Raw genomic sequence first — 12,749 nt, 5'->3', positions numbered from 1 at the left:
CTGGACCGCCCGGAGCTGACCGCCGAACGGTTCGTGGAGGACCCCTTCGACCCCGGCGCCCGGCTGTACCGGACCGGTGACCTGGCCCGCCTCCGCGAGGACGGGGCGGTGGAGTTCCTCGGCCGCCTGGACCACCAGGTGAAGCTGCGCGGCCTGCGCATCGAACTCGGCGAGATCGAATCCGTGCTGGCCGAACACGACCAGGTGCGCGAGGCGGTGGTGATCGCCCGCGAGCACGCCGCCGGTGACGTGCGCCTGGTGGCCTACGTCACCGGCGAGCCCGCGGGGGAGGGGGCGCGGCCCCCGCGGACCGGCGACCTGGCCGGACACCTGAGGGAGCGGCTGCCGGAGTACATGGTGCCCTCCGCCTTCGTCGTCCTGCCCGAGCTGCCGCTGACCCCCAACGGCAAGGTGGACCGGGCGGCCCTGCCCGAACCCGACGGCGCCCGGCCCGAGCTGGAGACCGTCTACGTCGCGCCCGGTGACGACCTGGAGCGGTCGCTCGCGGAGATCTGGGCGGACCTGCTGGGAGTCCGGCGCGTGGGCGTCCACGACAACGTCTTCGACCTCGGCGGGCACTCGCTGCTGATGGTCGAGTTCAGGAACCGGGTCGCCGCCCTCGGCCACCGGCTGTCGATGGTCGAACTCTTCCAGTACCCCACGGTCGGTTCCCTGGCGGAGTACCTCGGCCGCTCCGCGAGCCGGGGCGGTGACCCCGCACTGGCCTCGCGCGAGCGGGGCGAGAGCAGACGCCAGGCCCGGAACCGGCGCCGGCAGACGGCCGAGCGCCGGGAGCGCTCACGAAACGGTAGGTGAGGTACGTGTCAGCCGTAGCTGATGACCTGGAGCACATCGCGATCACCGGTATGGCCGGGCGTTTCCCCGGAGCCCCCGATGTCGACACCTTCTGGCGCAACCTCGTCCGGTGCCGCGAGTCCGTCTCCGCCCTGACCGACGAGGAACTGCTGGAGTCGGGTGTCGGCCCCGCCGAGCTGAGCGATCCGCGCTACGTACGGGCCAAGGGAGTGCTGGAGGACGGCGACCGGTTCGACGCGGGCTTCTTCGGCTACAGCCCCCGCGAGGCCGAACTGATGGACCCGCAGCACCGCATCTTCCTGGAGTGCGCCTGGGAGGCGCTGGAGTCCGCGGGCTGCGACCCGTCCGCCTTCGGCGGGCGCATCGGCGTCTTCGCCGGCGCGAGCCTCAACTCCTACCTGCTCCTCAACGTGATGGGAAACCGGCGGGTCCTCGAGTCGACCGGCGCGTACCGCACGCTGCTCGCCGGCGACAAGGACTTCCTGGCCACCCGGGTCGCCTACAAGTTCGATCTCAGGGGTCCGGCCGTCACCGTCCAGACCGCCTGCTCCACCTCGCTCATGGCCGTTCACCTCGCCTGCCAGAGCCTGCTGAACGGCGAGTGCGACATCGCGCTCGCGGGAGGCGTGTCCCTCTCGGTGCCGCTCAAGAGCGGCTATGTGCACGAGCAGGGCGGAATCATGTCGGCGGAGGGACGCTGCCGCCCCTTCGACGCCGGGGCCGACGGCACCGTGGCCGGCAACGGCGTGGGCATCGTGGTGCTGCGGCGGCTGGCGGACGCGCTGGAGGCGGGCGACGCCGTCGACGCGGTCATCCGCGGCACCGCCGTCAACAACGACGGAGCGCTGAAGGTCGGCTACACGGCTCCCAGCGTCGAGGGCCAGGCCGAGGTCGTCGCCGAGGCGCTGGCGGTGGCCGGGGTGGAGCCCTCCACCATCGAGTACGTCGAGGCCCACGGCACCGGGACCGCCCTCGGCGACCCCATCGAGATCGCCGCCCTCACCCGCGCCCACCGCGAGCACACCCGGGAAACCGGCTACTGCGCGATCGGGTCGGTGAAGGCCAACGTCGGCCACCTGGACGCCGCCGCGGGCGTCACCGCCCTGATCAAGGCCACCCTCGCCCTCAAACGGGAGGCCATCCCGGCCATGCCGGGCTTCACCCGGCCCCACCCCGAACTCGCCCTGGAGTCCACGCCGTTCTACGTCAACACCGAACTGCGTCCCTGGCCGCGGCGGGGACGGGGCAGCCCGCGCAGGGCCGCGGTCAGCTCCTTCGGCATCGGCGGCACCAATGTGCACGCCGTCCTCGAGGAGGCCCCCGCCGCACCGCCCGCATCCCACGGCGGCCCGGCCGCCCCCGTCCGGCTGCTTCCCCTGTCGGCCCGGTCGCCGCAGGCCCTGGCCGAGGGGGCCCACAGGCTCGCCGACCACCTGGAGGCCCACCCGGACACCGACCTCGGCGACGTCGCCCACACACTGACGTTCCGGCGCCGGGCCTTCGAACAGCGCCGCGCCCTGGTGTGCCGGGACCGGCAGGACGCGATCGAGGCGCTGCGCCGCGTGCGGCCCTCCGACGCCGTGGCAGCGCAGGAGCGGGCGCCGGTCGCCTTCCTCTTCCCCGGCCAGGGCACCCAGTACGCCGGGATGGCCCGGGACCTGTACGCCCACCATCCGGTGTTCGCCGCCGAGGTCGACCGGTGCGCCGAGCTGTTCGGGAAGCATCTGGGAGAGGACCTGCGCCCCCTGCTGTTCGCCGGCCACGAGGAGGCGGAGGCGGCCGGGCGCCGGCTGGAGCGGACCGAGATCACCCAGCCGGCCCTGTTCACCGTCGAGTACGCGCTCGCACGGCTGTGGCAGTCCTCCGGCCTGCGTCCGAAGGCGATGGCCGGGCACAGCATCGGCGAGTACGTGGCGGCCTGCCTGGCAGGTGTCTTCTCACTGGAGGACGCCGTGCGCCTGGTGGCGGTCCGCGGCCGTCTGGTCCAGCGGATGCCCCGGGGCGCCATGCTCTCGGTCTTCCTGCCGGAGGCGGAGGTCGAGGGCCTGCTCGGCGACGACGGGCGGCTGTGCGTGGCCGCGGTGAACTCCACCGGACTGTGCGTCGTCTCCGGTTCCGAGGAGGAGGTGGCGCAACTGCAGCACCGGCTCACCTCCCGGGGGATCGGCTGCCGGCGGCTGCGCACCTCGCACGCCTTCCACTCGCCGGACATGGCGGGCGCGGTGGAGCCGTTCACCGCCGAGGTCGCCACGGTGCGGCTGCACGCGCCCGCCATCCCGTTCTGCTCCAACGTCACCGGCACCTGGATCACCGCCGAACAGGCCACCAGGCCGGAGTACTGGGGCACCCAACTGCGCGCGACCGTGCGCTTCTCCGATGCCCTGGACCTGCTGCTGGACGATCCCGGCACGGTCCTGCTGGAGGTCGGGCCGGGCCGGACGCTCAGCAGCTTCGCCCGCTCGCACCGGGCCTGGCACGACGGCCGCACCGCGCTGGGTTCGCTGCGCCATCCCGACGAACGGCGCGACGACCGCGAGTACCTGGCGGACACCCTGGGCGGCCTGTGGTCCGCCGGGGTGCCCGTCGACCGGGGCGCGCTCTGCGCGGACGACGGACGCCGCGCACTGCGGTTACCCGGCTACGCCTTCCAGCGGCAGCGTTACTGGGTGGAACCGGACGGCACCGGCGGGGCCGGGGAGCGGACCCCCGGGACGCCCGGGGAGGTACGGGCCGCCGCCTCCGTCGACGACTGGTTCTACACCCCCGGCTGGAAGCGGCTGCCGCGCCTCTCCTCCGCCGGACGCGCCCGGGACGAGGAGCGGAGCACCGTCTGGGCCGTCCTCGGCACCGATCTGGAACTGGGCCGGGCGCTGGCGCGCCGCCTGGCCGACGGCGGCCGGACCGTGGTGCGGGTGGCGGCCGGCAGCGGCCTCGACCACGACGGCGAGGACTCCTGGACGATCGACCCGACCAACCGCGAGCACTGCGCCGACCTGCTGAAGTCCCTCAACGCCCCCGAGGTCGGCGCCCTGCGGCTGGTGCACCTGTGGAGCACCCGCACCGAGCCCGCCCACGCCCTCGACGCCGACCGGCTCGACCAGGCCCGGCGGTGGGGCTTCGACAGCCTTCTGGCGCTGGCGCAGGGCATCGGCGACACCCGGCCGACCGCTCCGGTCACCATCGACGTGCTCTGCCGCGGCGTGCACAGCGTCACCGGCCAGGAGCGGCTGCAGCCGGAGAACGCCACCCTGCTGGGCGCCTGCACGGTGATCCCGCAGGAGCTGCCCGGCGTCGGCTGCCGCACCCTCGACCTCACCGGTACCGATCCCCGCAGCCCCGGCGAGACCGCACTGCGCGAGCTGCCGGCGGTCCTGGACCGGCCCGTCACCGACCGCGACCTGGCGCTGCGCGGGCGGCACTGGTGGGTGCGCGATGTGGACACCGCCCCGCTGGGCGCCGGGAACGGCGGCGGACCCCGGCTGCGCGACGGCGGCGTCTACCTCGTCACCGGCGGACTGGGCGGGATCGGCCTCGCGCTGGCGGAGGAGCTGGCACGCGGAGCCCGGCGGCCCGTCATCGGACTGCTGGGCAGGTCGGAGTTCCCCGCGGAAGAGACGTGGGACCGGTGGCTGGACGGCCACGACGAGCAGGACCCCACCAGCTCCCGCATCCGCCGCCTGCGGCGCCTGCGCGAACTGGGCGCCGAGGTCGTCGTCCTGCGCGCCGACGTGACCGACGAGGAGCAGACCGCACGGGCGGTGGCGCGGCTGCGGAACTCCTTCGGCCCGCTGCGCGGCGTCATCCACGCCGCCGGCCTGCCCTCGCGCGGCATGATCGCGGGCAAGTCACGCCAGGACGTGGACGAGGTGCTGGCCGCCAAGACCGTGGGCACCCTCGTGCTGGACCGGGTGTGCCGCGAGGACGACCTGGACTTCCTGCTGCTGTGCTCCTCCCTGACCTCCCTGCTGGGCGGCCCGGGCCAGAGCGACTACTGCGCGGCCAACGCCTTCCTCGACGCGTTCGCCCAGTGGCACGGCCAGAGGACCGGGTCCCCGGTGTGCGCCGTCGCCTGGGACACCTGGAACGGGGTGGGGATGGCCTCCGGCCTGGGCGCGCGACTGGGCACGGCCGTACCGGAGGGCGAGGAGACGGGCCACCCGCTGCTCCGCCGCCTGGTCGGGCGGAACGGGCGGCAGCGCACCTACCTGACCACCCTGACCACCGAGAACTGGATCCTGGACGACCACCGCATCATGGGCCACGGCCTGGTGCCCGGCACCACCTACCTGGAACTGGTCCGGGCCGCGGTGGCCGAGCATGCGGGGGACCGCGTCGTCGAACTCAACGACGTGCTGTTCACCACCCCGGTGATCGTGCCGGACGGGCGGTCGTACGACGTGTACACCACGATCGAGCCCGACGGCGAGCGGATGCGCTTCACCGTGCGCAGCCGTTCCGGCGCCCCCGGGACCGACCAGGTGTGGCAGGAGCACGCCAGCGGTACGGTCACCTTCCACGAGCGCGGCCCGGACACCGTGCGGGACCTGGCGGAGCTGCGGGAGCGGACCGGCGTCACCGAGGTCATCGACACCGAGGAGGAGATCAGGCGCCGCTTCGGCATCGACACCATCGAACGGGGCGGGCCGCTGCAGTTCGCCTTCGGCCCCCGGTGGCGCTGCCTGCGGACCGTGGAGGCGGGAGACCGCCGGCTGATGGTCACCCTCCGCCTGGACGACGAGTTCCTGGCGGATCTGGAGGACCACGAACTCCACCCGGCCCTGCTGGACGTGGCGGGAGCCTCCGCCCGGCTCCACGCCCAGGACGTCTTCTACCTGCCGTTCACCTACCGCAGCCTGCGCATCGAGGCACCGCTGACCGGCACGGTCCACTGCTACGTGGAGCTGAAGGGCTCCGCGGACTCCTCCGAGACGCTGACCTGCGACACGGAGATCCACGCTCCCGACGGCCGGCTGCTGGTGCGCATCACCGGCTTCACCATCAAGCGCATCAACGACCTCAAGGCCCTCCGCCGGCAGGTCGAGCGGGCCGCCGGGACCACGTCCGGCGCGACGCGGGAGCGGACGCCCGCCGGTCCGCTGTCCCTGCTCGCGGAGGGCATGAGCGAGACGGCCGCCCGGGAGGCGTTCACCCGCATCATGAACGCGCCCGTGCTCCCCGAGCAACTGGCCGTCTCGCGCCACGACCTGCCGGCGAAGATCCGCCTGGCGCGCTCCCTCACCCCGGAACTGCTCGCCGGTGAACTGGAGCGGATGGCCCCGCCGCCGGGCGGCACGCACCCGCGCCCCGCCCTCGCCACGCCGTACGCGGCCCCGCGGACCGACCTGGAGCGGGAGGTCGCCTCCGTCTGGCAGGAGGTGCTGGGCATCGACCGGGTGGGGGTGCACGACGACTTCTTCGCGCTCGGCGGCCATTCGCTCGCCGCGGTGCAGATCGGCGCGAAGATCCAGAGCCGGTTCGGGCGGGAGCTGGAACTGCGGGACTTCTTCGAGACCCCCACGGTGGCGCACACCGCCACCCTGCTCACCGCCGACCGCGACACGGGCGGCGGACGGGAGGAGGCCATCCCGGTGCTGAGCCGCGACGAACCGGACGACGTGCCGGAGATCCCCGGCGGGCCGGACGGCCCGGCCCGGCTGGACGAACTGTCCGACGAAGAGGTGGAGGCGAAGCTTCTGGAACTGCTCGCCGCGGACACCGGTGAAGAGCGGGAGACGGAATGAGCATCTCGGACCTGGCCGGACTGTCGGCCGAGGACAAGCGCGCACTGCTGGCCGAACGGCTGCGGCAGCGGCAGGCGAAGAAGGCGCGCCGGCACCGGTTCCCCGCCTCCTTCTCCCAGCGGCGCATGTGGTTCCTGGAGCGGCTGACGCCCGGCGGAGCCGCCTACAACGTCCCCGGCGCACTGCGCGTCCACGGCAGGCTCGACCTGGAGAGCTGGCGCCGCGCCTGCCAGGAGATCGTGCGGCGCCACGAGATCCTGCGCACCACCTACCAGGAGGTGGACGGGCAGCCGGTGCAGATCGTCGCCGAGACCGGCGAACCCGAGTTCACGGTCGTCGACTGCACCGGACTGAGCGGACCGGAGGGTGAGGCGGAGATCCGGCGGCTGGCCCGCGAGGAGTTCGCCCGCCCCTTCGACCTGCGCACCGGCCCCCTGCTGCGGGTGAAGTTCCTGCGCCTGGGACCGGACGAGCACGTCCTGCTGCTGACGATCCATCACATTGCGGGCGACCTGTGGTCCACCTCCGTCGCCTTCGGCGAACTGGCCACCCTCTACGGCGCCTACCGTGCGGGGGAGGAGCCCAGGCTGCCGGAGCTGCCGGTCCAGTACGCGGACTACGCGGTGTGGCAGCACGGCCGGATGGCCGAGGGCGCCTTCGCGGACGACCTGGAGTACTGGAAGCAGGCCCTGCGGGGGGCGCCGCCCGCTCTGGAACTGCCCACCGACCGGCCCCGCCCCGCCGTGCAGAGCACCAACGGCGGCTCGCGCCCCTTCGCGCTCTCCGCAACCGTCACGGACCGGCTGCGGGAGGTGAGCCGCAGCGAGGGCGCCACCCCCTTCATGACCATGCTGGCCGCCTTCCAACTGCTGCTGCACCGCTACAGCAGGCAGGACGACATCGTCGTCGGCGTGCCCGTGGCCAACCGCGGACGATCCGAGATCGAGGGCCTGGTGGGCCTGTTCACCAACATGCTCGCCCTGCGCACCGACCTGTCCGGCGCGCCGACCTTCCGCGAACTGGTCGCCCGGGTGCGACAGGTGTGCCTGGCCGCCTACGCCCACCAGGAAGTGCCCTTCGACTGGCTGGTGGAGGAGCTGCACCCGCGCCGGGACCTGTCCCGGTCGCCGGTCTTCCAGGTCTCCTTCCTGTTCCAGAACATCCCGCTGCCGCGGTTCGACGGGGTGGGGCTGCGCCTGGAGCCCTTCGCCGTGGAGAGCAGCACGGCCCGCTTCGACCTGGAGCTGCAGGTCTTCGACCGGCCCGACGGACTCGGCGGCTGGTTCGAGTTCAACACCGACCTGTTCGACGCGGCCACCGTGGAGCGCATGTCACACCAGTTGGCCGTACTGGTGGAGCGCCTGCTGGACGACCCGGACCGGCCCGTCACCGACGTGTCGATGCTGACGCGGGACGAGGAGCGCGACCTGCGGAAGGCCGGCAGCGGCCCCCGCCGCGACTGGGACGGAGAACCGCTGGCCCACCGCCGCTTCGCCGAGCAGGCGGCGCGCACCCCGGACGCGGAGGCGGTCGGAGGAGCGGACACGGTCCTGACCTACGGCGAGCTGGACCGGCGCTCCACCCAACTGGCCCGCCGGCTCAGACGCATGGGCGCCGGACGGGGAACGCTGGTGGGCATCTGCACGGAACGCACCCCGGAGATGGTCCTGGCGCTGCTGGCGGTGCTCAAGGCCGGGGCCGCCTACGTGCCGCTGGACCCGGGCTTCCCGCCGGACCGGATCGCCTTCACCCTGCGGGACTCCGGCCTGCCCGTACTGCTGACCCACCGTCCGGTGCTGGACCGGCTGGGGGAGGCCGTGGCGGACGGGATCACGGCGCTGTGCCTGGACGAGGCGCGGGCGGAGCTGGAGCGGGAGTCCGCCGACCCCCTGGAGGAACGGACCGGCCCGCAGGACCCGGCCTATGTGATCTACACCTCGGGCTCGACCGGACAGCCCAAGGGCGTGCGCGTCCCGCACGGCGCCCTGGGCAACTTCCTGCGCTCCATGAAGGAACGCCCCGGGATCGACGCCTCCGACGTCCTGGTCGCGGTCACCACCCTGGCCTTCGACATCTCCCTGCTGGAGCTGCTGCTGCCGCTGGTGGAGGGAGGCCGGGTCGTCCTGGCCGACCGGGGGACGGCCGCCGACGGCGAACGGCTCTCCGCCCTGATGGAGTCCTCCGGCGCCACCATGATGCAGGCCACACCCACCACCTGGCGGATGCTGCTGGACGCCGGCTGGCGCGGCGGCGACGGCTTCCGGGCCCTCGTCGGCGGCGAGGCGCTGCCGGAGGAGCTGGCCGGCCGGCTGCTGGACACCGGCGCGGCCGTGTGGAACATGTACGGCCCCACCGAGACCACCATCTGGTCGTCGGTGGCCCGGGTCGGACGGGGACCGGTGCTGCTGGGCGAGCCGATCGCCAACACCCGGCTGTACGTGCTGGACCCCGAGGGCCGCATGGTGCCGCCCGGGGTGCCCGGCGAACTGTGCATCGGCGGCGCGGGCCTGGCCCTGGACTACCTGGGCCGCCCCGGGCTGACCACCGAACGCTTCGTCACCGGCGCCCCGGCGACCGCCGGCGAGGACGGGGACGGCCGGCTGTACCGCACCGGCGACCTGGTCCGCCGCCGCGCGGACGGCGGGCTGGAGTTCCTGGGCCGGCTGGACCACCAGGTGAAGCTGCGCGGCTACCGCATCGAACCGGGCGAGATCGAAGCCGTCCTGGAGCGGCAGGAGGCCGTCGGGCAGGCCGTGGTCACCGTGCGCGAGGACACCCCCGGCGACCGCCGCCTGGTCGCCTACGTCGTCGTCGACCCGGACGCCGACGAGGAGGGGGACCGGGCAGCGGACCGGGAGCAGTGGGAAGAGGAGCAGCACCGCTGGCGCAGGATCTGGGACGAGGCCTACGCCGCGCCGGAGCCGGCCCCCGCCGGGGGCACCGGGGAGGGGACCGGCGGCACCGACCCCGCCCTCGACATCCGCGGCTGGAACAGCAGCTACACCGGAAAGCCGATCCCCGTGCGGGAGATGCGCGAGTGGGCCGACCGGACCGCGGAGCGCGTGCTGTCCCTCGCCCCCCGTTCGATCCTCGACGTCGGCTGCGGCACCGGGCTGCTGGCACACCGCGCCGGACCGAGGTGCGAGCTGTACTGGGGCACGGACGTCGCGGACACCGCGCTGGACCGGCTGCGGCGCAGGGCGGACGATCCCTCGCGCCCCCTGGGCGAGGCCCGCTTCTTCTCCTGTCCCGCCCACGACCTCGGCCGACTGCCCGCCCGGCGCTTCGACGTGGTCGTGCTCAACTCCGTGATCCAGTACTTCCCCGACGAGCGGTACCTGCTGCGGACCCTGGAAGGGGCGCTGGAACGGGTCGAGCCCGGCGGCACCCTCTTCGTCGGGGACGTGCGCAGCCTGCCGCTGCTGGAGTCCTTCCACACTGCCGTGCAGTTCTCCCGTGCCACCGGGGAGGTGACCGCCGGCCGGCTGCGGGAGCGGATCGCCCGGGCCGTCGCGGAGGACCCGGAACTGGTCGTGGACCCGGGCTTCTTCACCGCCCTGCCGACCCGCTTCCCGGCGGTCACCGAGGTACGGGTGACCCCCCGCCGCGGCGAGTCGGCCAACGAGATGACCCAGTTCCGCTACGACGTGCTGATCACCGTGGGCTCCGGTACGGCCCCCGGGACGCTCGCGGACACCGGCCCCGGATGGCGCGACTGGCGCGCGGAGGGGCTGAGCGTACCGGCCCTGCGCGCCCTGCTCGGCACGGAGCGGCCGGACCTCCTCGCCGTCCGCGCGGTGCCCAACGCCAGGCTCCGGACACAGGCCGCGCTGCTGCTGGCGGAACGGGACGCGGAAACCGTCGCCGACCTGCGGCAGCGGCTGGACGAGGCAGCCGGCGCCGTGGACGCGGTGGACCCCGAGGAGGTGTGGCGACTGGGGGAGGACACCGGTTACCGCATCGACCTGGACTGGTCCCGGCACGGCACCGACGGCGCGTTCGACCTGATCGCGCGGAGGACCGACGAGCACGGCCGGCCCCTGGTTCCGGCCCCGCCGGCCGCCGTCCCGCAGACCGTGCGCTGGGACCGGCTGGTCAACGGCGCCGACCGCCGCCGGACGAGCCGGCTCACACCCCGGCTGCGCGCCGCCCTGGCCGGGAAACTGCCCGACTACATGGTGCCCAGCGCGTTCGTCTTCCTCGACACCCTGCCGCTGACCCCCAACGGCAAGATCGACCGCAGGGCGCTGCCCGCCCCCGGCAGCGGCCGCAGACAGGTGGGCACCGCCTACACGGCGCCGCGCAACGCCGTGGAGGAGGTGATCGCCGGCATATGGGCCGAGACGCTGGGCCTGGACCGGGTGGGCGTCTTCGACGACTTCTTCGACCTCGGCGGCCACTCACTGCTCAGCACCCGGGTCGTGGCCCGGCTCAAGGACGCCTTCCAGATGGACGTCCCGCTCCACCAGGTCTTCCGCGAGCCGACCGTGGCCGGGCTCGCCGAGACCCTGCTGGCCGACGACCACCGGCGGCGGATCGTCGAGAAGACGGCCGAAGTGCTGATCGCCATGAGCGCCCTGTCGGACGAGGAGGTCGAGGACGCCCTCGGCGACGGCCACCGGACCGCCCGCCCGACCGCAGAAACCGGAAGGGAGCCCTCCTAGTGACCAGCACCGACCGCTTCCGTCTGTCCCCGCAGCGGCGGGCCCTCCTGGAGAACCTGCTGCGCGCCGAGGGCATCGAACGGCCCACCGCGCCGGCGGTGGTGCCGCGCGAGGACCGGGCGGCACCCGTCCCCCTGGCGTTCCCGCAGAACCGGTTCTGGTTCCTCGACCGCTTCTCGGCCAACGGCGCCTCCTACGTCATCTCCGCGGGCATGCGCGTGCGCGGACGCTTCCGCCCGGACGTCTTCGCACGGGCCTGCGAGCAGATCGCGCGCCGCCACGAGGCGCTGCGGACGGTCTTCTCCGAGGAGGACGGGCAGGCGGTCCAGCGGGTCCTGGACGAACTGCCCCCCGAGGTGAGGACCACGGACCTGCGCGGACTCCCCGCACACGAGGCACTGGAGGAGGTGCGGCGGCGCGAGGCGCGGCTGGTGGCCCGCCCCTTCGACCTGCTCACCGGTCCGCTGTTCCGCGCCGAGCTGCTCAACCTGGCCGCGGACGAGACGGTGGTGCTGGTGAACGTGCACCACATCGTCTCCGACCGCTGGTCCATGGACCTGCTGATGCGCGAACTGATGCAGGTCTACCGGGCCCTGGAGCTGGGCCGGCCGGCCGGTCTGCCCGAACTGACCCTCCAGTACCCGGACTTCGCGCTCTGGCAGAACCGGCCGTCCGCGCAGGAGACCTGGGACGCCGACCTGGAGTACTGGACCCGGAAGCTGAAGGGCATCCCCTCCGAGACCGGGCTGCCGACACCTCTGCGGAGGCCCCGGGAGAAGACCTACCGGGGCTCCTCCGTACCGGTCGAGCTGCCGCCCGACCTGGTGCGCCGACTGAACGAACTGGCGAAATCCGAGGGCGCCACCTTGTTCATGGCGCTGACCGCGGCCTTCAAGGTGCTGCTCCACCGGCTCGGCGGGGACGACGACGTGGTCGTCGGCACGCCGGTGGCCAACCGCACCCGGGTGGAGCTGGAACCGCTCGTCGGCCTCTTCGTCAACACCCTCGCGCTCCGCACCGACCTGAGCGGCGACCCCGACTTCCGGGAGGTCGTCCGCCGGGTGAACACGGTGTGCGTCGAGGCCTACGACCACCAGGACCTCCCCTTCGAGCGCCTCGTGGAGCAGTTGCAGCCCGAGCGCTCCCTGGCCCACACCCCCGTGTTCCAGGTGCTGGTCTCCTACCAGAGCGTGTCGATCCCCTCCTGGGACGGGCCGCTGCGCGTCGAGCCCTTCCCCCTGCAGGCGCGCAAGGCGGAGTTCGACCTGTTGCTGGACATGTTCCAGGACGGCGACGCCGTCTGGGGCCGGCTCGAGTACAGCACGGACCTGTTCGAGGAACCCGACGCCCGGCGGCTCGCCCGCCTGTTCACCGGGCTGCTGCGGGAGGTCGTGCGGTGTCCGGGTGTGCCGGTGGGGCGGCTGGCGTTGCTGGGGCGGGCCGAGTGGCGCCGGGTGGTGGTGGAGAACAACGCCACCGGGCGGGAGTGGCCGGGGCGGGGGCTGGTCCATGAGTGCTTCGAGGAGCA

Annotated in this window: 4 protein-coding genes; all 4 read left to right on the top strand. The window is 73.6% G+C overall.

Features of this window, described 5'->3' with window-relative positions; translation table 11 throughout:
- A partial coding sequence (locus VE546_RS16465; RefSeq protein WP_324922937.1) for an AMP-binding enzyme occupies positions 1-816 on the top strand: 816 nt, incomplete at its 5' end.
- Between the two features lie 5 nt (positions 817-821).
- Entirely contained in the window at positions 822-6,557 is a 5,736-nt protein-coding gene (locus tag VE546_RS16460) for an SDR family NAD(P)-dependent oxidoreductase (protein ID WP_324922935.1), read from the top strand.
- Positions 6,554-11,221 carry a non-ribosomal peptide synthetase gene (locus VE546_RS16455; protein ID WP_324922934.1) on the top strand — a complete coding sequence of 1,556 codons (4,668 nt, stop codon included), beginning with the start codon at positions 6,554-6,556 and terminating at the stop codon, positions 11,219-11,221. Before VE546_RS16460 ends, VE546_RS16455 begins: the two co-directional genes overlap by 4 nt.
- Positions 11,221-12,749: condensation domain-containing protein (locus tag VE546_RS16450; RefSeq protein WP_324922932.1), on the top strand; the 1,529-nt coding region annotated here is incomplete at its 3' end. The genes VE546_RS16455 and VE546_RS16450, both read left to right, overlap by 1 nt.

The organism is Streptomyces sp. (assembly GCF_035644915.1).
In the GTDB taxonomy this organism is placed as follows: domain Bacteria; phylum Actinomycetota; class Actinomycetes; order Streptomycetales; family Streptomycetaceae; genus Streptomyces.
This window is presented reverse-complemented; position numbering and strand designations above follow the sequence as displayed.

Excerpts from the sequence above, each read along its gene's own strand:
- VE546_RS16455 (WP_324922934.1), top strand. The coding sequence starts at position 6,554 with ATGAGCATCTCGGACCTGGCCGGACTGTCGGCCGAGGACAAGCGCGCA.